At 62.6% G+C, this 25761-nt stretch carries 16 protein-coding genes; 13 read left to right on the forward strand and 3 right to left on the reverse strand.

What is annotated here, in order from left to right:
• Positions 1 to 22: 22 nt before the first annotated feature.
• The 6 genes from KGJ62_06345 (at position 23) to KGJ62_06370 (ending at position 5602) form a co-directional block, all read left to right on the forward strand.
• Positions 23 to 790, forward strand: a complete 768-nt coding sequence (locus tag KGJ62_06345; protein MDE2126190.1) for a matrixin family metalloprotease — start codon at positions 23 to 25, stop codon at positions 788 to 790.
• Positions 791 to 807: 17 nt separating this feature from the next.
• Entirely contained in the window at positions 808 to 1956 is a 1149-nt protein-coding gene (locus KGJ62_06350) for a hypothetical protein (protein ID MDE2126191.1), read from the forward strand.
• Positions 1956 to 2786, forward strand: a complete 831-nt coding sequence (locus tag KGJ62_06355) for a hypothetical protein (protein ID MDE2126192.1) — start codon at positions 1956 to 1958, stop codon at positions 2784 to 2786. Before KGJ62_06350 ends, KGJ62_06355 begins: the two co-directional genes overlap by 1 nt.
• Before the next feature lie 86 nt (positions 2787 to 2872).
• Complete coding sequence (locus KGJ62_06360; GenBank protein ID MDE2126193.1) at positions 2873 to 3529, forward strand: hypothetical protein; 657 nt, start codon at positions 2873 to 2875, stop codon at positions 3527 to 3529.
• Positions 3526 to 3978, forward strand: coding sequence for a hypothetical protein (locus tag KGJ62_06365; GenBank protein MDE2126194.1), 453 nt, complete (start codon positions 3526 to 3528; stop codon positions 3976 to 3978). Before KGJ62_06360 ends, KGJ62_06365 begins: the two co-directional genes overlap by 4 nt.
• Positions 3979 to 4231: 253 nt before the next feature.
• Positions 4232 to 5602, forward strand: coding sequence for a hypothetical protein (locus KGJ62_06370; protein MDE2126195.1), 1371 nt, complete (start codon positions 4232 to 4234; stop codon positions 5600 to 5602).
• A gap of 578 nt (positions 5603 to 6180) precedes the next feature.
• Here KGJ62_06370 and KGJ62_06375 read toward each other — a convergent pair.
• The gene (locus tag KGJ62_06375) at positions 6181 to 7290 is read right to left on the reverse strand and encodes a hypothetical protein (GenBank protein ID MDE2126196.1); all 1110 of its coding nucleotides are present in this window, start codon (positions 7288 to 7290) and stop codon (positions 6181 to 6183) included.
• A 371-nt stretch (positions 7291 to 7661) separates the two neighbouring features.
• Positions 7662 to 10805 (reverse strand): hypothetical protein, encoded by a 3144-nt coding sequence (locus KGJ62_06380; GenBank protein ID MDE2126197.1) that lies wholly within the window; start codon positions 10803 to 10805, stop codon positions 7662 to 7664.
• Positions 10806 to 10926: 121 nt separating this feature from the next.
• Between KGJ62_06380 and gcvP the strand changes: the two genes are divergently transcribed.
• Positions 10927 to 13809, forward strand: a complete 2883-nt coding sequence (gcvP, locus tag KGJ62_06385) for an aminomethyl-transferring glycine dehydrogenase (protein ID MDE2126198.1) — start codon at positions 10927 to 10929, stop codon at positions 13807 to 13809.
• A gap of 93 nt (positions 13810 to 13902) precedes the next feature.
• On the opposite strand, the gene KGJ62_06390 is transcribed toward gcvP, so the two are convergent.
• A complete protein-coding gene (locus KGJ62_06390) occupies positions 13903 to 15261 on the reverse strand; it encodes a hypothetical protein (protein ID MDE2126199.1) in 1359 nt (452 codons plus the stop codon).
• Between the two features lie 891 nt (positions 15262 to 16152).
• On the opposite strand from KGJ62_06390, the gene KGJ62_06395 reads away from it, so the two are divergent.
• From KGJ62_06395 to dut, 6 genes are all read left to right on the forward strand, one after another.
• Complete coding sequence (locus KGJ62_06395) at positions 16153 to 17733, forward strand: efflux RND transporter periplasmic adaptor subunit (protein ID MDE2126200.1); 1581 nt, start codon at positions 16153 to 16155, stop codon at positions 17731 to 17733.
• A gap of 48 nt (positions 17734 to 17781) precedes the next feature.
• On the forward strand, positions 17782 to 17985 hold the full coding sequence (locus KGJ62_06400) for a hypothetical protein (protein ID MDE2126201.1): 204 nt from the start codon (positions 17782 to 17784) through the stop codon (positions 17983 to 17985).
• A complete protein-coding gene (locus KGJ62_06405) occupies positions 17982 to 21275 on the forward strand; it encodes an efflux RND transporter permease subunit (GenBank protein ID MDE2126202.1) in 3294 nt (1097 codons plus the stop codon). Before KGJ62_06400 ends, KGJ62_06405 begins: the two co-directional genes overlap by 4 nt.
• Positions 21276 to 21875: 600 nt before the next feature.
• Positions 21876 to 23252, forward strand: coding sequence for a hypothetical protein (locus tag KGJ62_06410; protein ID MDE2126203.1), 1377 nt, complete (start codon positions 21876 to 21878; stop codon positions 23250 to 23252).
• A 255-nt stretch (positions 23253 to 23507) separates the two neighbouring features.
• Entirely contained in the window at positions 23508 to 25268 is a 1761-nt protein-coding gene (locus KGJ62_06415) for a GAF domain-containing protein (GenBank protein ID MDE2126204.1), read from the forward strand.
• Positions 25265 to 25747 (forward strand): dUTP diphosphatase, encoded by a 483-nt coding sequence (gene dut / locus KGJ62_06420; GenBank protein ID MDE2126205.1) that lies wholly within the window; start codon positions 25265 to 25267, stop codon positions 25745 to 25747. Before KGJ62_06415 ends, dut begins: the two co-directional genes overlap by 4 nt.
• Positions 25748 to 25761 lie beyond the last annotated feature (14 nt).

Below are 25761 nucleotides of genomic sequence, written 5' to 3' on the forward strand. Positions count from 1 at the left end.
CCTGGAGTCCTGGTGCGCCACGGTGAGCGCCGGCGTACCAGCGCAGGTGCTCGTCGGCGCCACGATCAACTTCACGCTCCTGAACCCTGTCGGAGCTCCGATCAATCTCAGCACGAACAGCGCCTTGACCAATAGCTGCGGCCAGGCAATCGTAACAGCCAGCGGATCCGCCCAAGGCGTAGCGACGCTACAGGCATCCTGGACTGGCCCGGACGGTACGGTGTACACGCAAGCCGGCGACGCGTATTGCCTCACCGCAACAACTAAGGACAACAGCGGGCCCGACGGGGAACTGTACCCACCGCTGACGGACCTTTGCGACGTCTGGTGGGCCTCAGAATCCAAATTCACCGCCGACATTGAGACCGCGCTGGAAAACTGGTATCTCAGCACGTGGGGGGACTTCTACTATGTGAATGACTACGACCCGTGGAACATTCTGTACTTCGACCAATGCGACGACAAGCTGAACGCCTACGCCAACACTACAGTGTCGGGGGTCGACCAGCGGAGTGTGGAGGTCAACACGCTATGGCTCGATCCGTGCGCAACCGGGGGCGGTGACGGCTGCCTGGCTTTTTTTCCGCCGGCCAGCGCCCGTCACCATCTGGTAGAGCTGTTCGCCCACGAGACCGGGCACGCGCTGGGCCTCGCGCACACCACCTATCCGACCGATCGGGCGGCGCTCATGTGGCCCGACATCTCCAACTGGTTTCTCTGTGGTACGGATGGGCCCGAGCCGGACGAAACGATGGGCATGCAGGCGCTGTACGGGCAACCGTGCCCGTAACCAAAAGGGGGACTCTGATGAAGAAGAAGCAACACGCTGTCGTTACCCTTGTGACCGGCGTAGCCGCTGCATTGGTTGCGTACGCCGCCGCCGCGAACCAGCGGGTGGGCACCGTCACGCCGGCGCCACCGTGGCGCATCGCGGTGGCGTTCCAGCGGACCCCTACGGGCTGGCGGTATGCCGGTGCGGCGGCGTTGTCGCCGCACCGCGATTACGCCGGCCTGCCGGCCGGGCGCGTTGTCGCCGACAACCTGCTCGAGCCACGGCCCGCGCGAGCCGATTATGAGGTCTGGTTGGAACGCGAAGGCGCTACGGGTATTGTGGACTGCGACTCTCACACCGGCGAGTGCCGGGCGCTCGTGGCCGGTGCGCACTGGCAGCCCGATCCGTGGCACATCGACCATCTGCTTGCCAGGCTGGCGCCAACCGTGGCCGGGCCGCCCCGGGCGGTCTCCCCGGCACTTAGTTCGGCCGAACTGCAGGCTCCGCCACTGAGTCTGGCGGAAGCCGTGTCGGACGCAGATGTGGTAGTTTCTGGGACGTTCGCAGCGCAGCTGTGCCAGCACCATGATCCGCGCGGATCCGGCTCGATCGACCAGAGTACCGTATATCTCCTGGCAGTCGATACGGCTATGAAGGGCTTTACGCGACCGCCGCCGTGGGTAATGAAAGTATCGGTGCCCAACGGCGACCTGCCGTGGACATTTATCCGCAATTCTGGAGCGGGCAGGCTGTTCGTGGACATGCCCGAGCCTGCTTTGGGCCGCCGGTACGTGGCGTTTCTGGATCGGGTCGGCGGCGCCTACGCCATGATGGGCATGTACGATCGGCTGGGATACATTCCGGGCGGCCGGCCCGGAAGGGAAGGTCGCGACGCCGAGTTGGACGAATACATCGTCGCGGACGCTGTCGAGGGCCTGGTGTTGGTGGAGCATGGGCTTGCCGTCGCCGCGCCGCTGCCGCAAGGGCGTGAGACTCTGCAGTGGCGATACGACATCGGGCCGCAACTACTCGGTCTACCGGTACAGTTTGCTTGCGAAAGGATTCGCGGTGCGGTGCGGGAGAACGCCGCAAAGGCGCGCGCACTCGACGCGGCCGCGCAGAACCATGTGCCCTCGGCGAGCGGTGCCAGCGGCGCGACCGGGATCCGCAAGCCGGGACGGTGATGCGAGGCCGGCTCGCATCATGGCCGGAGGGTTCGAGCGCGCTCTCGGCCGACTACGGTGAAGACGGTCACCTGCTGAGCCTGGCCGTGGGCGGCACAACCGCCTACGAATATGGCTATGCCTTCGACGGTGGACGGCGCTGGAAGAAAGACATTTCAGCTGCCGTCTGGACCTGGTTCCCATGTGGCGTCGCCTGCAGCGCCGGTGACCTGGTGGAGCAGACGAGCGACCTCACGGGCCAGTCATGGTCAACCAGCGCGGTCTACCTCCGCGGCATGGGCTGCGGCTCATCCATCTACAGGCGCAACTCGGAATGGCACCTCTTCGACGCCGGCGGAACGGCCGGCGTCATCACCGATGGCTCCGCCAACGTACTCAGCAACAACCTGTACGACGCGTTCGGCGTATTGATGTATGTAAGCGGCTCGGCCGCCACGCAGTGGCGCTTCGAGGGCCGGTTCGTTGAGGAGGGGCTGGTGGCAAGCGCCGGGGGCCGTGCGGACGTGTTGGTGGCGAGGGGAGCGGGAATCGGTGACCAACATCGCAACTGCCGCGGACTTTCGCAAGGTGCATGTTACGCGTGTGAGATGGCTCGAATGGCAGGCAAGGTGGACCCGACCTTGGCGTGCCTCGTCGCGAACCTCCACTGCGGCTCATGCAGACTGCACCCCACCGCCGGCGGCGGTGGGCTGCCGTTCGACAAGCTCAGATGCATGGGCTGGTGCGCAGAAGAGTGCGCGAGAAAATATCCGGTCGGACCGGCGTCCCTGTATGCGTTGTGCGTTACTTGGTGCTTTTGGCGCGAATGCGGGGTAACCGGCGATGCATAGACGCCGACACACCGAACATCGATCCCAAAATGGCGCGCGGTCACGCGGCTTGACCGCCGACTTCCACCGTCTGGGGGCTACACCGTATGAAGCAACAATGCGACGTTTTCGCGTCGTTTGAACCGATTGACGACGGATTCCTTAGGCGCGACTGGACGGTCGCTCAGCTGCCAGCTTCCTGGCTGGCCGAGTCCACCGAGCTCGCCGTTCAGCGCACACAGGAGCCGGCTGCGCGGCTTGACGTTCCTGTGCCGGGTGCTGCGCATCGACTGAACTGGCTCGCCGATGCGCTTCCGTCTATGGCGGTCCGGTTTCCGTGCGAGACACCGCCGGAGGAGCGGATGCCCGCCGACGTGTTGGCCGCGGTCCGTGGCATCACGCTGCGGCTCTTCCCCGACGCGCGGCCGGAAGAGTTATCCGATTCTGCGATGCTTGAGAATCTGGGCTGGCCCGATGTGTTCGAGTTAACTGCGGACATCGGCCGCGTCAGCCAGAGCATGGTATTCCGCGACGAGGCGGCGCTGCGGCACGCGGAGGGCGCGCTGAGCGGCTTGCTTGTGCACGGCCCGCTTACGGGTCCGACGCCGGCTGTACGCACCGCGCGTAGCCGCAAATTCACGTGCTTGGTAAGCGAGGCCATACCATGCGTGGTTTCGGTGTTGGCGCTATGCATGCCCACACCCCTTGCCGTCGATCTCGGACCGGTGTGGGCGGCGCTCGCGGCCGGAATTCTGCTAACGTGAGCGGTCGCGTCGCCTGCAGCGCCGGCGATCTGGTGGAGCAGACGAGCGACCTCACGGGCCAGTCATGGTCAACCAGCGCGCTCTATCTCCGCGGGATGGGCTGCGGCTCATCGATCTACCGGCGCAACTCGGAGTGGCACCTCTTCGACGCCGGCGGAACGGCCGGCGTCATTACCGACGGCTCCGGCCGGCACGCCGTCATGCCGCGTGCGACAATCCGGACTGCCCCTTCGATCAATGCCGCCTCCTGGCGATGTGCGACGACGCGGCAAGCGGACGGAATGGCGCCCGCACATGCAACCAGCGATGGCTGTGGTGAGCCCCATATGCCAGACACAAAAAGGTCCTTCATGCTGCCTGGCCGCCCCTGCGCCGCGAAAGCGACACAACCCCGCTCCGTCACGCATCCCCTCCTCGGTCATCCCGCGCGACGTCGCGCGCGCTGGTGATCGTCCCGGCGCCGCTGCCGGCCGGATAGACGGGTAGGCTGGCGCGCCGTCAAGTTAAATCGGGAAGGAATCCCGGTACATCCTCGCAAAATCTCTGCCATGGGGTCGCGTCCTGCCGGAAAGAGTGGCAGCTACACGGCTTCATTGAGACCGGCCGTGAGTTGTGCCGGCCCGGCCGTGCCGTGCCGCTTGAATACGCCTGCCGCAGGCGGGCGCCTCTACCGGCAGAATGCACCGGCAGGAGGAGATTGGTATGAAAAACGCCACACCGTGCGCAGTTTTTGGGGCACTGCTCTTCGTGGTTCTGCCATCGATAGCTCGTGCGGCGCCGCCACCGCCGCTCTACTCCGTCATCAATGTGAATCCGGTCGGGTCGTCAAGCGTGCTCGCATATGATCTCAACGACGACTATCAGGTTGTTGGTTACGGCTTCGCCGGCGCCAATGAACGTGGGTTCCTCTGGATGCCCGGCGTGCCATCTTTTGCTTACGACACGATCTCAGGCGACACCAAGTACGGCGCATACGCGATCAACGCCCTGGGGCAGATCGCAGGCGCCGGCTACAACTCCACGCTTAACAATGCGGCAAATGCAACTATCTGGGATCCCGTTGGATACCTGAGCACAGGCTACACAAAGGCGGTTGACCTCGCAGGCACGGGAACGTTTGGCTCAGCTTTTCACGGAATGGACCAGTTTGGTGAGGCCGTCGGCTGGCTCAGCGCAAGCAATACCACCGCAAACTCGCTCCTGTGGGCCAGCAACGCAGCCTCGCAGGGCGTGGCTGCCTATCGTCCATATGCCGTCAACTATTCCTATTTCGCGTCGTGTGGCTATAATCCGACCACAGGTCAGGCAACCTGGGCGCCGTCGCTCCAGTCGCCGGCGACCCCTACTCCGCTCACAGGCGGTACGTTTGGCGGCAGCACGTTCGCAAACTACTCCTATGCCTGGGCGCTCGATGAGGCAAACGATGTTGTTGGCGATTGCTTCAACAGCACGACAGCCGGCTACCAGGCGTTCGCATGGAACGGGATGACGGGCGCGCCATACGGCCCCCTCGGAAACCTGCCGAATACCAATACATCGCAGGCAGATGGCATCGATTCTGTAACCGGCCAGGTCGTCGGCCAGTCCGGCTACCACGCCTTTCTCTGGCAGGGAGATATCACCACCCCCTCCACCGGGACGATGACCGATCTGAACTCACTGATTGAAAACAACAGTGGCTGGCTCCTGGTGCACGCGTATGCGATCAACGACTATGGCGCCATTGTCGGGTATGGGTACTACCAGCATGCGGAGGCCGCTTTTCTCGCCATACCGGTGGTTGTCAGCAGTCTCACCATGGCCTCGCCATCCGTAGTTGGCGGCAATACGATTTCAGGTACCGTCACGCTGGACGCGCCGGCTCCGTTCGACATGAATGTCACCGTGAGTTCATACAGCTCCAAGGTGAACTTCGGCGCCGGCGTCTACTCAACCGGTGTGGTGATCTACTCCGGCAACACAAGCGCGGACTTCGTGGCGAACACCAGTACCGTCACGAGCGACACGCCGGCTGTACTGAAGGCCACGTTTGGCGGCTGGCGCCGGTACGCTACCATCCACGTCCTCCCTTAGCTCCCCGATACGGGTGATCACGGCTACGCCGTCATCATGTGCCGTGCGGCCGAGTTGTTCCGTCTGCGCCATAGCGCGCGATGGCTCTGGTGGCCGATCGAATCCGGCTGGCCCCCTCCGCGTCCGACAGCCGTCGCGGCAGTATAAGCTGGCGCTGCCGCTTGTGACAGGCGCGCATTCATGGCAAAACAGAGGAGCGCTCACGGGCCCCCGCGAACGGCTCCTCAGCATGGTGACCCGCCAAGAGATCGTGCGTATCGGCCGGGGCGTGCCGACCGAGTAGGGAACATCATGGTGCCCGCATGGAATACCGACTCGGTCACTGTAGTGTGCGTTGCTGCCGCTGTGTCGGCCACTTGCTATCGGTCATGCCCATCCGTTATCAAGGCGATCACCGTACGGGCAGGTGCCTGGGCTGCCCGTCACCGCGCCTTCACAGTGCGCACAGCATCGGTAACGGCAGACATGGCGAGTGCACCCAGCAGCCTCGTCACCGCGAAAGTACAGCACGGCAATCCGTTATCCAACGCCGCGGCCTCGGTTCGGCGTTCGGCTTCGCTATATGTGCGCAGGCGTCGTCAATGCGCCAGATTCGTGGCGCCATACTCCTTGGCAGCTTCAACCAGCGCTACGATATTTCCGAACGGCACATCGGGTTCAACCATGTGCGTTGGCGCCAGCAAGAGACCACCTCCGCGGCCGACGGACTCGATTCGTGCCCGCACCTCGCGCCGCACGTCGGCCGGTGTGCCGAATGGCATGGTGGTCTGTGTGCCGATCGTGCCCCAGAAGGCTAGATGGCCGCCATAGTGTCGCTTCAGCTCTGCCGGGTTCATGCACTCCGGCTGTACGGGATTGAGAATCTCGACGCCAATCTCAATGAGATCGGGGATGGCGTCGCGGACGTCGCCGTCACTGTGGTAGAAGATGAGGACATCCGGGCGTGCCGCGCGCGCCTCGGCGATCACCCGGGCAAGGCGAGGTTTGAGCCATCGGCGCCACATGGGAAGGCTCATCAACAGCCCACGCTGCGAGCCGATGTCGTCGCCGAACTGAACGATATCAACACCAAGTTCTGCGTACCGGCGTGCCTGGATCGTGCGCTTCTCGGTTATGCGGTCAAGGAGCGTTTCGGCGAACGCCGAGCCGTCCGAGAAGTCCATCAGCAGTCGCTCCATACTCCGCATATACCAGGCAACCTCAAAAACCGTACAGTGCATCATGGCGGAAACGGGAAACCCGGCCGCGTGCAGCTGTTCGATCTGCGCCGGCAGGTGAGCGTAGCGGTATTCGGCCTCGAAATCGGGAAGTGGGTAGTCGAGAGCGTCCTGGCGGCTCTGGAGATGAAGCATCGGGTAGAGGAAGCCGTCAAGGTGGGAGTGTCCCAACGCCTTGCTCTCCGTCGGCAGGTGGCCGATCCCCCACTCGTCAATCGTCGCGCGCGGCGGTAGATCGCGAAAGTAGCCGCGGAAGTCGGTTTGCAGCCGCGTCCGCGCTATGCCTACCGACCGGTGATCGGAGTCGAACCAGGCATTTGGGTCCGACTGTCCGGTGCGCCGCCGAAACTCCTCCAGCGCGGCTGGTGCGAAACCCAGACTGAAGTCGAACGGAACGCGGTCCGGCTCGAGGCGTCTCATCGCTCGGAGCACACGTTCCCGGTGACTCATGGCGCCTTGCAGTTTATCCAAGGTGGGCCGCTTCCTCACATGCGAAAAGATTGCGGTGGCGTCCCAGACAAAGCGGGACTCGCAGGGCCGAACGCGCCACCGGGATGACCGACACTACATGCTGTGCCGATAGCGGCGAAAAAGCCATCCGCCAAATGGCCGATTCTGCGCGAGGCGTAGCCATCCGGCATCCGCCACGATGACGACCGCGATTGCTCCTTGGCGCCGAGCCGCGCTGGAAGGCACACCGGTGGCGGCTTATGTGGGAGACTTGTGCGGCGCCGGGCCGATAGCCATTGCCATCGAATGGGTGTACGCGACGCCGGTCGCACTCACCATGTCCCGTTGCTGCTTGTTGCGGCCGCCCACCCATCAACCCAAGGGGCGGTCGGCTAGCTCCACAACCGGATCGTCAGGCGCCGTCCGGTATCGGCCGTCACGACCTCGCGCAGCGTAACCAGCGTGCGGCCCTCCGCGGTCGCCGAGGTGGCCGCCACCAACGTCCCGCCAATGTGGACCTCGGCATGGTCCCAGTCACCAGGCAGTCGAACCGTTGCCAGCCGCAGCCGTCCGTACTTCACATCCAGTGTGGCAAGCAGGCTCCTTGATGTCCGACGCTGGCTGTACGTTCCCCAGCCTTCGGCTGCCGTGAACGGCGCCCGGAAGTCTGCTCCGGGCATCCTGGGATCGAAGCCGATATGCCGTCGCGGGCCGCTGTATTCAAAGCCGCACGCGGTGATAAACGAGCCATAACTGGCCATCGCTCGCGAATAGTGGTCGCTGCACTCCACTTCGTTGAACGGATTCCGCCTGGCAGCGTGGTACCGGTCATGGATGGCGCGCGTAACCGCCAGCCCCTCGGTAAGCATGCCCTCGGCTATCATATGGCTGGCCGCTTGATGCTCAAATCCGCTCATGCACTCGTTGAAGTAGCCAAACTGCCAGGCGTTCGGATCGCCGAAGGCGTTGGGCGTATCCTGCGGGTTCGTCGCCATTATAAGCCCGGCGTCGCCCGCGAGCGCATAGGGCCGCCCCGCGGTGTACTTGCGGCGGAACGGGCCCACGTCCGGCGCGAAGTTGTAACGCCATAGCGAGCGGAGCGCGCTGACCGTTTTTTCGCGGTTCAGGATGCGTCCCAGGGCAACCTGCCAAGCCCAGCTCTGCCCGTGAACCTGGTCGATATGGCAGGTCTTGTACGTTCCCAGCGCGCCGGGATGCTCCGGGTCGGGAAGCTGGATGAAGTAGCGGCCATTGAACAGCTCGCTCTCCAGTGAGTTCCGAACCTGGTCGATCCTCTGTCGACACTGAGCAGCGAATTCACGATCCTGCATGTCGTCTGCCATGGCCTCGCCGGCATGCAGCGCGGCCAGGTAGAGTGAGCTGATCCATGCAATCTTGCCGAACCAGGCGGCGTCCAGCGTGTTATCTTGCGCGCCGCACAGCAGGCCATCGGTGCATGTACGCTTTTCCAGATACTCGATCGCCAGCTTCACATGCGGCCAAATCCGCGTCAGGAAACCACTATCCGCACTCATCTGGTGCTCGCGCAGGGCGCCGAGTATACGGCCAGCCTGACCATCCACTGCCTGGCCGGTGCCTTCACCGCGGTAGCCGATCATGCCGGTTCTGGTATCGAATGCCACGCCGAAATCGACCCGTTCCCGCGTGATGCGCTCCAGTTCGGGAAAGATTCGACCCATTGCCTGGGCGTAGTGCCACACGTGGCAGCAGGTCCCCTGGCAGCAGCCGACGCCCTCCCACGCCCAGAACCTTCCGCTGCCGAACCGGTGCGCGGTGCTTGTCGCCAGCGTGCAGGTGTTGCTGAATGTGCGCTCCAGGAACCACCATGGCAGCGTGGAGTTGTACCAGGTTCGGTTCCACGACATCGTGTCACGACGCAGTCGCCGGTATTCGCGCGCAACGTAGGCCGCGGCGGCGCCGGAATCGGCAAACCGCGCGGCATACCAGTTACCCGTCTCGGCATCGGTAACGGGCAGCCGCGTGTTCTTGAAGTGCCAGGTGACGGCAAACGACGCTGTACGCGTTGCGCCCGGCGGGATCCGCAGCTCGCTCGTGACCGCGCCGACCGGTCCTGGTGCGTCTGCCTGGCGTGAGGTTGTGTCGGCAGCCTCGTGGGCGAACAGCGCCGCCGGATCGGCGTCAGCGGTGGCGGTTCCACCGGATAAGCCGACCAGCGTCATCGTCCCCCAGTCGTGGCGAGCAGGTAACTGAAGGGGTGGGGCAGGACGATCGGTCTGCACGATGTCATCCACGCCAACGTTCCCCCAGCCGCCGGTTCCCGTGTCGTAAACCTGGATAACCGCCTCTTGCCCGGCAAACTCGGTGACGTCGAACTGAGCGAGCTGCATCTCGTTGGAATCGTGCCCCGAAGCCTGGCGTACGGTCTTGCCGTCTACCAGCAGGCGGATTCCTTCGTGGTTGGCGTCGGATCCGCCGCCGATGTAAAATGTGATGAAGTTGCGCTCGATGGTGAATGGCGGGCTGGTCAGCATGCCGGTCGCGGAGTCGCGCTGCTCCACGGTGCTGCCCGGCGCCGATGCGTGCGAATTGACCACGCGCGCGCCGATCCCGCCCAGGTTGCCCTGATACGCGGGTACGCTGGTTCGAAGAATAGGCCCCGATCCGAACGCGGCGCCTTCCACGTGCCACCTGCCGTAACCTTCGTGCTGAAAGTCGTCGATCGTCACGTCACGGCGGGCATTGACGCCTTCCGGCGGTGGTGGCAGCTCGAACCGGCATTCCAGCGCCGGCCTGTTGGCGATGGTGCGCGCCTGGTTTACGCGTTGGCCGCTGCCGGCTCTCGCGCTGTAACGGCTGCAGGCGTTCTGAAGCCAGCCGCCGACACGCACCGTAGTGGCGACCGCAGAGTGGTTGGTAACGGCAAACTCCATCACCGTCACCGGTAGCGACGAGTCGGCGGTGTTCAGCGGAATGAACGGTGTCCACGCGTTGAGCTTCACCGTCACCGGGCAGTCCGGGGCGGAGTACTCCACTTTGCCGGTGGGGTATTGGCCCTGGAATGTGATCTCACGCCAGTCCCCAGCCTCAAATCTGCGAAGGTGGCCGTCCACTTCAATCGCGAAGCCCTGATCGAATGGCGACTGCTCCAGGTGCGGCGCAACATAGGCGGCGCCGCTTCCGGCATCCACAGTTTCCATGTGTCCGGGCCGCGGATTATAGCCCGGCCATTTAGCGGTGCCGGGAATAACACCGAAAGGGTTGGCGTTGAAGACGTCCCAGTTCCACAAACGCCCGTCGCCGCCAAGGTACACCGTGCCGCAGCACAACCCGCCGACCGGCATACCGATATATCGCAGCTCGTTGCGGCTCAGCCGGTACGTGGTCGGCTCGCCGCGAGCATACAGTGCGCGAACCCAATCCGGATGCAGCTTCTTCTCCGGTGGGATCAGCGCGGCGAAGTCGGCGGCCTCAAACGGTCCCGCCATCACCGGCATCTTCAGCGCAGCCATCGACACGGCCGCTCCGCCCAGCTTGACAAAGTCTCGTCGTGGCATGCCAGACCGTTCGTTGTTGTTGCCTTCTTCCATTGCTGCACTTCCTACCGAATGCGCCAGGGCGCCATCGGGTACTATGCGATTTGCCGAACCTCTCCAATCCCACGAAGGAGCCAGCCGAATGACGACCGTGAGCGCCGACCCGATCGCACCATCCACCCAGTCCGATTCCCGCGAGTTTGAACGGCGACATATTGGCCCACGGCCCGCGGACGTGCAGCAGATGCTGCAGGCGCTCAACCTCGAATCGCTCGACGATCTGATCGCCGCGGCCATTCCACAGGATATTCTCCACGCCACGGTCCCGTACATGCCTGCAGTGGGAAACGGCATGTCGGAAGCCGAGAGCCTTGAGGAACTGCGCGATCTCGCCCGTCAAAACTCGGTGTGGACCAGTTGTATTGGCGCTGGATACAGTGGGACCATCACGCCGCCGGTTATCCAGCGGTGCCTCATCGAAGACCCACGCTGGTATACGCCATACACGCCCTATCAGGCGGAGGTTGCGCAAGGACGCCTGGAAGCCCTCCTCAACTTTCAGCAGATGGTGATGGATCTAACGGCCCTTCCGGTCGCCAACGCATCGCTGCTGGATGAATCGACAGCAGCCGCCGAAGCGATGGCGATGTGTCACGCGGTTTCGCGCAACAAAGATGCCCCGTTTCTCGCCGATATCGGGTGCCATCCCCAAACGTTGGCGGTTTTGCAGACCCGAGCCGATGCGCTCGGCCTGGAGCTGCTGGTTCGCAAGTTTAGCGATCGTCTGGACGAGCCGGCTTGCGGCATTTTGCTGCAATATCCTGCAACCGACGGAGCAATATACGACTATCGGGCGTTGATCGCCGATGCACACGAGCATGGCGCTGCGGTCGCCATGGCCTGTGACCTCCTGGCGCTCACCCTGATCACGCCGCCAGGTGAGCTTGGAGCCGACATAGCGATCGGCAGTGCCCAACGCTTCGGTGTGCCGCTGGGCTACGGTGGGCCACACGCCGCCTTCATGGCAGCAGCCGACGCGCTGAAGCGCCACCTTCCGGGACGCCTCGTGGGCGTCTCGCGTGATACCGAAGACCGGCCGGCTTTACGCCTGGCGCTCCAGACGCGTGAACAGCATATCCGGCGGGAAAAGGCCACCAGCAACATCTGCACGGCACAGGCGCTGCTCGCCAACGTGGCATCGATGTACGCCGTCTGGCACGGACCTGAAGGACTTAGAACCATCGCCGAACGCACTCGCGGTCTCGCGGTGAGCCTGGTTGCGGCGCTGCGAGGCGCCGGCATGGCGGTAACGAGCGAGCCCTTCTTTGACACGGTTCGCGTCGATATGGCGCACGAGGAGGCTGATCAGGCAGTGTTCCGGGCACACGCCATGCGCATCAATGTGCGCCGCCTTGGCCCAACCGCACTTGCCGTGGCGCTTGACGAGACCTCCGATGGCGAGCTGGTGGAGACTCTGATAAACGTGTTCACGGGCTGCCCGGTAGAAGCTTTGCCGGCAGCCTCACTTCCACTGCCGGAGTGGGCAGTCCGCACCTCGCCATTCCTCACACATCCCATCTTCAGCAGCATCCGGTCGGAGTCGGAGATGATGCGGTATCTCAACAGGTTGGCAAATCGCGACATCTCGCTGGCCGACTCGATGATTCCGCTCGGCTCGTGCACCATGAAGCTGAATGCAGCCGCTGAAATGCTGCCGATCACCTGGCCGGAGTTTGGCGCTGTTCACCCCTTCGCGGCAGAGGACCAGGCGCGAGGTTACGCCCGGCTGATCAAGAGGCTGGAGACGATGCTGTGCGAGATCACGGGCTTTGAGGCCTGCTCGCTCCAGCCGAACGCGGGTTCTCAGGGTGAATACGCCGGCCTGCTGGTCATCCGGAGATACCACACGGAACGTGGACAGGGTAACCGCGATCTCTGCCTGATTCCTGCCTCCGCGCATGGCACCAATCCGGCTTCCGCCGCCATGGCCGGCCTCCGGATCGTGGTGGTGAAAACCGATGCGGACGGAAACGTGGATATGGCGGATCTGAGAGCCAGGGCGGAAGAGCATCGAGAAGACCTGGCGGCGCTGATGATCACCTATCCATCTACCCACGGTGTGTTTGAGACCGGCATTCGCGAAATCTGCAGCATCGTGCACGCGTGCGGCGGGCAGGTCTACATGGATGGCGCAAACATGAATGCGCAGGTCGGTGTCTGCCGTCCGGGTGAGATTGGGCCGGATGTGTGTCACCTCAATCTGCACAAAACCTTCTGCATTCCCCATGGCGGCGGCGGACCCGGTATGGGACCCATCTGCGTGGCCGCCCACCTCGCGGCGTACCTGCCTTCACACCCCATGGCGGAAGTTGGCGGTGATAAGGCGATCGGCGCGGTCTCGGCCGCGCCCTGGGGAAGCCCCGGCATCCTGCCGATCTCTTACGCCTACATCCGCATGATGGGCGCCGAAGGTCTACGGACGGCCACGGCCACAGCCATTCTCAATGCCAACTACATGGCTGCCCGGCTGCAGCCGCACTACCCGGTGCTCTACCGCGGTCACCGCGGATTGGTGGCGCACGAGTGCATTCTGGACGTTCGTCCACTCCAGGATCGCTCCGGTGTGGACGCCACCGACGTCGCGAAGCGGCTTATGGATTACGGGTTCCACGCGCCAACAGTCTCGTTTCCGGTGGCAGGCACCCTCATGATCGAGCCGACGGAAAGCGAGTCGAAAGAAGAGATCGATCGATACTGTAATGCGTTGATTGCGATTCGGAGTGAAATCGAGGAGATCGCCAACGGAACGGCCGATCGAGACGACAACCTGTTGAAAAACGCGCCGCACACCATGACGCAGGCCGCGGCGGACAACTGGACGCATCCGTATTCGCGCGAACGCGCCGTTTTCCCCACAGACTGGACCCGGCGGCACAAATACTGGCCGCCCGTTAGCCGGGTCGACGGGGCGTATGGCGACCGTAATTTCGTTTGCGCTTGCCCGCCGATTGAAGAGTACGAGTAGCGTTCTCTTCAGATTTGCTCCGGGCGATTGTGCCGGCCACGCGCGTTCCGGCTTTGCCGCGCGCTCGGTGGCGCAAGCCGCCAACGTCAGCGCCTACGGTATTACCACGATGTGGGCATACTGCCGCCAACCACCAAACGTTGCCTTCAGTGTGACCGGCGTCGGTGCGGTAACCGTCGTAGTGCCGGCGGCGAAGCCGGCGCTGGTATCGCCTGCGTTTATGATGACGGACGTCGAGTAGATCCCGGCGCCGAAGTTCACCTTCGCGTTGTATGTCGTCAACGTGACGCTCATGTCAAACGGCGCCGGAGCGCTGAGCGTGATCGTGCCAGTGAAGGGCGATCCCTCGATCACCGTCGCTACGCTCAGCGTCATGCCATTGAGTACGGTGGGTATTGCCAGGAAGCCTGCCGGCGCCTGGTGATAGTATCCGGTGCCAACGATATCGCCGTAGTCATCAAGCGCCGTGGCGCGCCTCAGCAGCCAGCCGCTTCTGGGCTGGACCAGCGTGTTCAAATCGGTCATCGTTCCGGCAGTCGGATTGGTGAGGTCTCCCCGCCAGATGAACGCACGCTCGCCGGAAGATCCGACTACATAGCCGGCAACATCGTTCACGGCGTTGGCTTCGCTATCCGGAGCATGCGGCAACAACCCCAGCGGCCCATACGCCGCGAGCTGCAAGCCATTCCACGCATAGGCCTCCGGCTGGGTCGTGGTCAGGTTGTTCTGGTAACCTACAATGTCGTCGGCGGCGTCAATGCCTGACGACCGCGACGGCGCTGAGTAGGCGTTTCCGTTGAACGTACCGCCTACCGGCAGATCGCGGATTGCCGGAGTCGTGAACATATTGAGGCTGAATGCGGCCACTTCGCCGGTTGTATCATCCTGGATTGCAAGATCCTCATATACCGGGCTAACCCCGGTTGCCGTGCCGTACGGTCCTGTGACGACGCTCCCGGGTGGGACTTCAATCGTAGCATGCCCGTCAGCGTCCGAACTATCGGAAATCCTGCCTGCCGCCCAACCGTCGTCGTTGATCGCGAAGAAGGCACCCGGCGTGCCCGTGGTGGTGAGAAAATACCGCACCGCCAGCGAGTAAGCGGTTGAAAGATAGGCGGATGGCGCCCAGAGTGCTGGCTCGTATGTGGTCGCATTGAGCTCCGCGCCGCCGATCGTCCCCAGATTGTTGATCGCGTCGGCGGACCACTGTGTGGCGCCATCGGTATCGAAGTGGTACGACGGTACGCCAGGCATCCATACGAAGCCCTTTCCGGAGCTGTCGGTGCCCACAACCTGGCAGTCGTCATTGATTCCCGCCGGGGTGCCAACGAGGCCCACCGGGTTGATGTTGATAATCGAGTACTCCGGCAGCGCCTGGGCAAACGCGGACCGCGACAGCGCAGCCGCGGCAAGCAGCACAACGGCAAATGCCAACGCGGATTGCGATTTCATGCTAAGGACTCCTTTCAACACCGCGCTGCGCGCGGAGCGCTGGTCGGCAGCTTCCATGCGGCAGGCTCCTGGCGATGCGGTACCTGCCGCGCGTCGGCCATCCATCGCCGTTTGACGACAACTGCGATAACCGCATTCTACTTTAGCGCAAATGTAGCGCCGAACAGCACAAACCGCTGCAGCATTGCGTATACTAGACCTACGTATGATCAAAGTTCGTACAGTCGGTCGTCGGCCCGTAGTGTTGCGCATTTCCGCCGCCTGCCTGGCGACCGCCACCGTGGCAATGGGAATGCCATCACGCGCTGCGGTCTTGCAGTGCCCCGACGGCACGCGCTGCACGCCGCAAATGGCGTGCCGGCAGAGTCCGTCAACTTGCTCGATACCCGTGCGCACGCCGCGCTGCACGTGTACCTCTGCGGCACAAATGGGCGACTGCCCGAAATGCCATCCGTCTGCTGCCTATCACAACAGCAGCCGCGTTCAAGCGCGGGCCGAAGCGCGCCGTGGCTGTGTCTGTGTCGTTCGTCTGCCCCGCTCGCGCCAGCCGGCCTGGCTTAATGTTACCGGCCGGCTGACTGCCATCGCACTGCGCTATGCGCCCCTGCCGCAGCAGCCCTTCGCCTGCATCACGGGCAAGACAGTACGGTCGCCGGTTCGACCTCGCGCTCCGCCGGGAAACCGGTCTCGCCCCGCAACCGCCGCCCCTCCGCGCGCCCCGCCCACCCTGTAAGGCAGCTGACGGCTGATTTGCCGCGCCACCAACGGCTGCGACTGTATCACCTTGCTGCCTATCTGCACGATCGAGTCTATCCTCGCTCTTTGCCGGTCTCGCTACCACACCTGGCCTGCGGAGTGCGGCAGAGTGCGGAAGCACAGGGGGCCCGTTGAATGGGAACATCAGCACCGGAGAAAAAATGGCATCCATGGCGCACCGTTTTCGGTATCGCCATGCTGCTGGTTGCCTGGTTTGCCAGTGAATGGTTGGTAAAACGCTATACGCCGCCTGGCCACACAGATGTGATTGCCGCACAGGCGATGGACATGAGCGCCATTAGGCCGTCGACAGGCGCTGCTCCTGTGACGGTATCGACCGTCGTCTCAGGGTCGCTAGGCGCTACGGTCACCTACACGGGAGAGGCGCATAACGAAGCCTCCGTCATGATCGCCGCGCGCGTCGACGGCACGCTCACCGAGATGCCCTGGTATCCCGGCATGCACGTGAATGCCGGCGATCTGCTGGCGCGCATCGATCCGCGCGAGCTCGACTCACGCGTGCAGCAGCAGATCGCAGCCCTTTCGATGAGCCGGCACGAAGCGTTGATTGCCGGGATCAACGCTCGAGCCGCCCTGGCGACCAGCGCCGGCGCAGCCGCGGCCGTGGACACCGCGAAGGCAGAAGAAGCCCAGGCAGAGGCCGGAGTTGCCAATGCTCGGGCAGAGGCGGCCGCCGCGCTTTCCGATGTTTCAGCGGCGGAAGCGGCGCTTACCGCCGCAAAGACGGGAACGGTGAGTGCCCGGGCGGGCGTAAAGGCGGCGGCTGCCGCCGCACAGTCGGCAGCCGCTCAGGCAAGCCGCATGACGCTCCTCGTTGGGAAGGGCGTTGTATCTCAGCGTAAAGCCGACGTCGCGGCCGCCGAGAACGCCGACGCGCAGGCACGGCTGACACAAGCTACCGATGCTGTGGCGACCGCCGACGCATCGGTTGCGTCTGCAGCTGCGCAGGTGGCGCGCGCGAGAGCGATGGCGAAGGCTTCTAGTTCATCGGTTTCGGCTGCGCTTCAGGCAGGCGCATCTGCTCAAGCAAAAGTTCGGCAGGCGCGCGCTGCAGCCAGTGCAGCCCGCCAGAACGCGGCTGCCGTCGCACACGAGGTGCCACATACGCAGGCCGCCATCGCGCAGTCAGCCGCCAATCTGAACACCGCCAGCATTATCGCGGGCTACACGGTTATCCGTGCTCCGTTCTCCGGCGTGGTAACGGACCGCGATCTGGCGCAGGGAGCGCTGGTGCAGGCCGGCGCACCAATTCTGGATATCGCGCAGAACAGCATGATGCGCCTGCAAGCGAACGTCGCACAAAGCGACGCCTGGAGAATCCGGCCCGGCGACATTGTAACCGTCGATCTTCCGGGCGGCGGCGCACCCATTTCCACGCGGGTGAGCACGATCTTCCCGATCGCCGATCCAACGGCGCATACCTCGGTGGTGGAAGCCCTGGTACCCAATCCACAGGGTCGCATCCGATCCGGCGACTTCGTCACGATGCATATTCAGTTAGGTGAGGCGCGCACGGCTCTGTTGGCTCCGCTCTCCGCGATTGTGAAGGTTCCGGTCGCAACGACGCCCGTCCTGGCTACCGGTACGACGGCGGCCGTATGGACTGTGGTAGAGGGCAAGGCCGCCAAAACCATTTGGACCTGCTCGATGCACCCGCAAATCCGCGAGAACCACCCGGGCAAGTGCCCGATATGAGGGTGGAAGCTCATCCCACAGGCTGTGGGAGGAACGTTATCGGCGAAGTTGGTGCCCGTCACGCTCGGCAGCCATAACGGGAGCTTCGTGGATATACTGTCCGGCCTGGTGGCAGGGCAATCGGTGATCACGAGCGGCTACCGGAACCTCAAGGATGGAGACGCGATCACCACGGCCGGCGCGTCGGCGCCGCCACCGGCGGATCTGAAACGAAATACCCCAATGCCGGGAATGGCTGGGATGTCACAGTGAGTAGAGCACCGAACCCGCGCCGCGGTACCGGCGGCCTGAGTCGCATACCGCAGTGGTCCATCGAGCACCCGTATGTGGTAGTGCCGTTTTACGTTGCGGTGATCGCTGTAGCGATATTGTGCGTCCGGTCGGTGATACCGCGCAGGTTCGCGCCCTACGTCCCCAGCCCGGAGCTGGGCGTGGTGACTGCGATGCCCGGTCTCTCTGCCAAAGAGATGGAGCTTCAGGTTTCGGGCCCGCTCGAGCAGCAGCTCATCGACGTCCAGAACCTGCACTATGTGCGCAGTATCTCGGAAAACGGGATATCCATCGTTATTCTGGAGTTCAACTACGGCACCGATATGTCGAAGGCGCAGGCGAGCGTGCAAACGCTGCTTAATGTCGCACAGGCAAACCTGCCGGTCACCGGCGCCAACCTGAAGCCATCGTTCATCATCCCGGTTGATTCGTTGAATCTGCCGGTGATAACGTTCTCCCTCACCGGCGACGCGTCCCAGGGCTGGACGATGGCGAAGCTGCGTGAATTCGCCGACAACACGGTTGTAAGAAAGCTCAAGGCGCTTTCAGATGTCTTTGCCGTGGTGACGTTCGGCGGTTACCGCCGCCAGATCCAGGTGATCGTCGATCGAAACAAGCTCGCCGCATATGGTCTCTCCATCCTGAACGTTCGCGACGCCATCGATACATATAACGTCAGCGAGCCTGCAGGCACCATCACCACGAGCGCCACCGAGAGCATCATTCGGGTCGACAGTCGGGCGCGCTCGGCGGCCGACGTGGCAGCGTATCCGCTGACTGCGCACAACGGCGCCATTATACGTGTTGGTGATGTGGCCCATGTGGTCGATAGCTGGTGGGAACGGAAGAGCGCCTACAACTACCTGAGCCACGCGCCGGGAACAGCCGGCAGCGTAACGCCCTCCATCGAGGTCTCCGTTATCCAGAATCCGGGCGCCAGTTCGTATCAGGTGGTTCCCGGCGTCAACCGTGTCATTCATCAGGTGGAGCACCTGTATCCCGGCACACATTTTGCCGCCGCTTACGACAATGCCCACTTTGTCAACATCCTCTTCAACAACGTTTGGGAAGAGCTTGGCCTGGCCGTACTCCTCACGGCTTTGGTGGTGGTCTTCTTCCTCGGCGAGTGGCGGGGAACACTGATCGCGCTCATTACGCTGCCAACGGCGCTCGCTATGGCTGTATTGATGCTCGTTCCGTTCCACATGACGTTCAACAGCGGCACGCTCATTGGGCTGCTGCTTTCCATCGGACGCCTTACCGACGACACCATCATCGACATCCATTCTGTGGAACGGCACCTGAGAATGGGCAAAAACGCCAGAACGGCGACCATAGACGGCATTGCCGAAGTGCGGATGGCTGTGATCGGGTCCACGGTGGTGTTGATCCTCGCGCTATCGCCACTGCTGGTCTGCGGCGGCATCACCCAACTGATGTTTGTGGAACTGGTCTGGCCGATCATCTTTGGCCTGCTGGCTTCCATGCTCGTTTCATTTACGCTTACCGCGCTGCTGTGCGCCAACTGGCTGCGCCCCGAATCGGCGCGTGATGCCGACCGGAAGCACTGGCTGCTTCGGTGGCTCTACCTGCCGCTGGATCCGTTTCAGCACATGCTGGACCGGCTCGAGAAAGCCTATACACGAGCCATCCGGTCGCTGCTGCGCAACCGGTTCCTGAATGTCGCCGCCATCGGCGTCACCGTCATCATCGGTCTTACTGTCTATCACTTCATCGGCTCTGAAATGATGCCGCTGGCCGATGTGGGGCAGGCAAGTGGTGTGCTGGAGATGAAGCCGGGAACCAGCTTTGAGGCCACCGAAAACGCGGTCCACCAGCTGGAGCAGATTATGTTGAAGTACCCCGAGCTTCAGCGCGCCTCCATCGAAATCGGTACGGAAAACATGTTCGAGAGCTTCAGTCCCTACTTTACAGGGTATCAGATGCCGCAGGCCGACGGCGCTTCCATGATGCTCACTTTCATCGATAAGGATCAGCGACGCCGCAGCATCTGGCAGCTGATGGACGGTATACGGAAGCAGGCGCTCGCTACCATCCCCGGCATACGAAGGCTTCAACTCAAAGAGATGGGCGCCGACGTGATGGCTACGTCGGACGCGCCGGTTGATCTGATCATCTCGGGACCGAGCCTCAAGGAGCTTGCCGTGCTGGGGCGGCAAACCCGCGACATCGCCCGGCATACTCCGGGCCTGGTGCAAACCGCAACCACCTGGGCGATGGGTGTACCAGACTATGTGGTGCATGTGGATCCCGCGCGCGCGCAACAGGTGGGGCTTACGCCGGCGAGCATCGCGGAACAGACGTACTACGCCATGCATGGCGGAGTAGCGAGCCAGTTCTTCCAGCTGCCCAATATCCGGCAAGATACGATCGATATCCGTTACCGCGGGTCTCAGCGACTGACGCCGGATCAGTTGGGCCTGATGATGCTGGCCACGCCATCGGGAACCACAATCCCGCTTAAGGCGGTTGCAAGTGTGGAACTTCAGTCGGCGCCGACCGCCATCGAGCACGATGGCCTGCAGCGCGTCATCGGCGTTACCGGCTACTACCGCAAGGGGGGTCCGCCATCCATGGACCTGGCGATGAGCGTGATGATGAAGGCTATGGATACGCTGAACTTTCCACCGGGCTACAACATAGCGATGCGTGGCGATATGACGCAGATGATGGAGAGCTTCCGACGGCTGCTGTACGGTCTGCTCTTCGCACTGGTGCTGATGTATCTGGTTCTGGTTGCGCAGTTCCGTGGATTCCTACAGCCGCTCCAGATGCTGGCTTCGTTGCCGCTCGAACTCTCTGGTGTCTTCTTCGCGCTCTGGATTGCGCATCAGGCATTTTCAACTGTATCCATAATGGCCATCATAGTACTAAGCGGCATGGACATGACCGCGGCCATCCTCATGATCGATCTCGTGTCGAAGTACCGGGACCGCGGCATCCCGCGCGACCGGGCGATCGAGGAGGCATGCCCGCAGCGGCTGCGGCCCATCCTGATGACCGCGCTCATCACCATCGTGGTTATGGCGCCGGTGGCGCTGGCGCCCCGCACCGGTTTGGACGCTTATCAGCCGCTGGGCACCACCATTCTCGGCGGCCTCACGGTGGGCACACTCCTCAGCCTGTTCGAAATACCGCTGATGCACACGTACGTCGACGACCTGGTGAAATGGATCCAGAAAGTCTTCCTCAAACGTGACTGGACGTGGCCGGTTATCGATGAGAGCGCTGAAGAACGTGAAAGCGGGTAGGGCAAGCGCCGGCCACCCGTTGCCGGCGCAGCGTTGTCGTCAATGATTCGGCACCGGCCGCCTTACGTCTTCGCTTCGCTGCCCTGCGGCGGTGCTGGACCGTAGCGCTGCGCCCGGCCCCGCGCAAAACCGCTCGCCTTAAATCTGCGACCGATCCGACCGATTGGACCGATCGCGGTTACGCCCGTGTGTGGGGTTACCAGATATGTGAGACGGCAACCACTCTGCCCGCTTCTGCGCCTGAGTTGCGATCGCCGCCGCGAACCAATCTCAGCGGCATCGGTGCAGCGGAGGCAGGGCAGCCTTGCTCGGTCGTCCAGTTTCTGGGCGGTCATCACAACCAACACAGTTGGATCAACCGCTGATCGTTCCCTCGAGGCGCGCATCCCCAAAACAGCTTCCGGATGGCATGGCGATAACCACATCAGATACCGCGAGTCGCCAACGTCCGGGGAGGACAACACGGCGGCAATCTGGAACCGTACCTTTGCGCCGCCGTTCGGCTTCGGCGCCCGGTATTATCGGCACTCGCCACTCGCGGCCTTCGGTATCGGTATTCGCTGCCGCAGCCGTTTGCTGTTTAGAAAGGAAATCGACACCATGAAGTTTCGAAGACTTGGAACACTCATTGCTGTTGCCCTTGCGGCCATCGCAATTCCGCGCCCTGGCATCGCCCAGCAGTACTCGATCATCAATGTCAACCCGAGCGGCACAATCGGCACGCCAACCGGGGTCAACGATGACTACCAGGTTGTCGGGAACGATGGCACCGGTAAAGGGTTCGTCTGGATGCCGGGTGTGCCGTCGTTCCATTTCGATACGACCGTGTCGCATACACACTACTACGGCTATGCGATCAACAATCTGGGGGAGATCGGTGGAACCGCCTGGAACGCCACTGTGAGTGCCGCCGTTGCCCTCGGCGTGTGGGCTCCGATCGCGTACTTTAGCACCACGTATACGGTCGTTGAAAACCTGGGCGGCAGCAACGCTACGGATTGGCCCGGGGCCGCTCTCGGGATAAATGACGATGGCTACCTTTGCGGGACCATTCAGGATACCGCCAGGACGCCGGACACGTTCGATGGCATTGAATTCGCACCAGACACCAGCTACGCATACTATTTTGCGAACGATCAGTACACCGGCGTCTCGAACATATTTGAGGATATGTGCGGTACGGATATCGGCGTTACCCCGGCTCAGGCGGTATTCAGCTCCAACTTCTTTACCAAGGGATTCGGCGCCGTAGCGCTGACCGGAGGCAGTTTTGGCGGCGTGACGTACACCACACCCTCCACGGCAACCGGAATAGACGATTCCGATGACGTAGTCGGAAGCGCGCAGAGCAGCGTCACCGGCGCTGCCGAGGCATTTGCCTGGAATGGGCGGACGGGCGCGCCGTACGGTCCGCTTGGTTACCTGCACAACACCGACTACAGTGTAGCGAACGCCATCAATACGGCGAGTGGCATTGTCGTGGGACAATCGGGTAAGCATGCCTTCCTCTGGTCTGGTGATGTTACCAACCCGTCCGCAGGCACCATGACCGACCTGAACACGCTTGTAGAGAACAGCAGCGGCTGGCGCCTCGTCAACGCAACGGGTCTGAACGACTATGGCGCTATTGTAGGCACCGGTTACTATCAGCAGAAGCAGGCCGGCTTCCTGGCAATACCGGTAATCATCAGCAGCATCTCCACGACTTACCCAACCGTGGTAGGCGGCCAGACCATCAGCGGAACCGTAACGCTCGACGCACCCGCACCGTTCGATATGGACGTAACGGTGACGTCTTACAGCGGCAAACTGAACTTCGGCACCGGAGTCTACTCCACCGGCGTGCTGATTTCGGCCGGCAATACGAGTGCGGACTTTGTGGCAAATACCAGCACCGTCACTACCGACACGCCGGTTGTCCTCAAGGCTACGTTTGGTGGATGGCGGCGATACACCACGGTTCACATTCTGCCTTAGCATAGGACAGGTGTAAGCGCCTGATCCTTCGGCAGTCGATTCAGCGGCAGCTCGATGGATGGTGCATCGCCAGTACGATGGCTCGACCGGGGTTCGGGCGAGCCATCGATCTCAAATGTCGCGCCTGAGTCCTCAGGCAGGCGCCGGCGCGTCACCTCCCGTCTGTTCTTGACCGGCTAAACCGCCTGTGTTATAATGGAACGGCGGGCCACTCGTGCTGCATTGAGCGAGATTTCCTCAGGAGCCTTTGAAACTTTGACACAGGCCACCGTGTTTGACAGCGAGGATCAGCCCGGTCGTAGAATCGCCGAGCTGGAAGCGCAACTGGAGGAGGCCCGCCATCGCATGGCGGAGATGGAACGGGCAAGGCGCGCCGACGATGTTGGCGACTACACCGTGCCCATCAGCGAGTTCGAAGAGACGCTCCGCCGGCTGGTCCAGCGAACCGCCATGATCGTACAAGCTGAAAAGTGCGTGATCATGGTGCGCGATCGCGAAACCGGTGATTTGATAGCCCGGTCGCCGGCTTTCGGCATGACCGATGAAGAGGTGCGCACGTACCGTGTGCCGGTTGATATGGGCGTCTCCGGTATGGTGTTCCGCACCGGCGAGCCGACCATCTTCCACGATACCAACCACGACGACCGGCTGCTGCAGGAGCTGGTCGATCGCCTCAAAATACACAACGGCGTTACTGTTCCCCTTCTCGTGGAGCGGCGTGATGCCAGTGGAGCAACTGCGGAACGCATCGCCATCGGAGTGCTTCACTGTTTCAACAAGCGGTACGACGCGGAGTTTATCGACGAGGACGTGCGGCTGCTTGAACGCCTGTCGCGCAACGCGGCGTCGGTTATTGCGAACGCACAGGCATTTCGGGATGTACTCGAAGAAAAGCAGCAGCTGGTCCATACGCTGGAGAGCCTCACCGCGGGATTACTGCTGATCAACCACCGCGGGCGCATCGGCCAGATGAACGCCAAGGCGCGCGCCATGTTCTGCGTGGATGAGGCCATTGAGCCCATCGGCCGCGACTATCGGGAACTGATCCACCACGATGAGTGCCTCAGGATTCTCGACAATCTCCTGCAGCGCGCCGGGCTGCCGGCCGTAGCGCAGGAGCTGGACGACGACGGCAGCCGCCATGTAGATGAGATCACCGTAACAGGAGAAGAGGAGCAGTACTTCTACCAGGTGCATGCCGCCAATGTACGGGGCGATAACGATGAGGACATTGGCACCGCGTTCATCTTCAACGACGTGACCGACATTCGCAACGTGGAGCGCATGAAGACCGAGTTTGTCTCGATTGTATCGCATGAACTTCGCACACCACTCACCCCGATGAAGGGCTTCGTGAGCACGCTGCTCCAGGATCCTGATGAGGAGTTCTATACGCGCGCGGACCGGCGTGAGTTCTACGAAATCATCGATCAGAATGTTGACCGGCTGCGCCGGCTCATCGATGACCTCCTGAACGTTTCACGCATCGAAAAGACCGGAATCGCCGGGATCGAGATGACGTTCGAGATGGCCGATCTGCGCCAGGCCACCGACGAGGTTTTGGCAATTCAACGTGGGATGACCGACCGGCACACGCTCATCGCCGATTTTGATCCCGAACATATCCTGGCGGAGGTCGACCCCGACAAGATTCAGAACATCCTGCAGAACCTGGTCTCCAACGCCATCAAATACTCACCCGCTGGGGGCGAAGTGCGCGTCACCTGCAGGCTGGAGGCAGAAACGGAAACCGTGCTCATCGGCGTGAAGGATGAAGGCACCGGGATAGCGGAAGCCGCGCAGAAGAAGCTGTTCCAGAAGTTCTACCGTGTCGATAATAAGAGTACGCGCAAGGTCGGCGGCACCGGAATTGGCCTATTCCTGGTGAAAAACCTCGTGGAGGCTCACAACGGGTCTATCTGGGTGGATAGCAAGGCTGGCTGTGGATCCACGTTCTGGGTGCGCCTGCCCGTCCACCAACCCCGACCGGAAACCACCGCCGCAGCAGGGCAATGAGCGACGAAACGGCTAAGCCACCGCGCCTGGCGGTGCTCCGCGAAGCGTCGGCCCACGACTTGCAGCTGCCACGCTACGCAACGGCCGGCTCCGCTGGAATGGATCTCTGCGCCGACGTGCCGCGCGAAAGCCCCGTTGAGCTCCAGCCCGGCGAGTGGTGCACTGTCTCCACCGGCCTCCGAGTCCAGGTTCCTGTGGGCTTTGAGGCACAGGTTCGGGCACGCAGCGGCCTTGCGTCGCGGTCCGGTATCGGCCTGTTGAATGGGATCGGAACTATAGATTCCGATTATCGCGGCGTAGTTTCCGTCATCCTCATGAACTGGGGCCGAGAGAGTTTCGTAGTAAACCGTGGCGACCGCATCGCGCAGCTGGTTCTGGCTGCCGCCCCACAGGTCGAACTGGTAGAGGTAGCGGAACTCGCCGACACCAGTCGAGGCGATGGAGGCTTTGGCAGCACCGGCTGCGCCTCGCCGCGTTAAAACCAGCCTCCGGA

This window comes from Armatimonadota bacterium (assembly GCA_028871815.1).
Taxonomy (GTDB): Bacteria; Armatimonadota; Chthonomonadetes; order Chthonomonadales; family Chthonomonadaceae; genus REEB205.

Bases quoted from the DNA above. Each gene is read 5' to 3' on its own strand.
- gcvP (MDE2126198.1), top strand. From the start codon at position 10,927: ATGACGACCGTGAGCGCCGACCCGATCGCACCATCCACCCAGTCCGAT.
- KGJ62_06395 (MDE2126200.1), top strand. From the start codon at position 16,153: ATGGGAACATCAGCACCGGAGAAAAAATGGCATCCATGGCGCACCGTT.
- KGJ62_06355 (MDE2126192.1), top strand. From the start codon at position 1,956: ATGCGAGGCCGGCTCGCATCATGGCCGGAGGGTTCGAGCGCGCTCTCG.
- KGJ62_06380 (MDE2126197.1), bottom strand. From the start codon at position 10,805: ATGCCACGACGAGACTTTGTCAAGCTGGGCGGAGCGGCCGTGTCGATG.
- KGJ62_06390 (MDE2126199.1), bottom strand. From the start codon at position 15,261: ATGAAATCGCAATCCGCGTTGGCATTTGCCGTTGTGCTGCTTGCCGCG.
- KGJ62_06370 (MDE2126195.1), top strand. From the start codon at position 4,232: ATGAAAAACGCCACACCGTGCGCAGTTTTTGGGGCACTGCTCTTCGTG.
- KGJ62_06350 (MDE2126191.1), top strand. From the start codon at position 808: ATGAAGAAGAAGCAACACGCTGTCGTTACCCTTGTGACCGGCGTAGCC.
- KGJ62_06360 (MDE2126193.1), top strand. From the start codon at position 2,873: ATGAAGCAACAATGCGACGTTTTCGCGTCGTTTGAACCGATTGACGAC.
- KGJ62_06410 (MDE2126203.1), top strand. From the start codon at position 21,876: ATGAAGTTTCGAAGACTTGGAACACTCATTGCTGTTGCCCTTGCGGCC.
- dut (MDE2126205.1), top strand. From the start codon at position 25,265: ATGAGCGACGAAACGGCTAAGCCACCGCGCCTGGCGGTGCTCCGCGAA.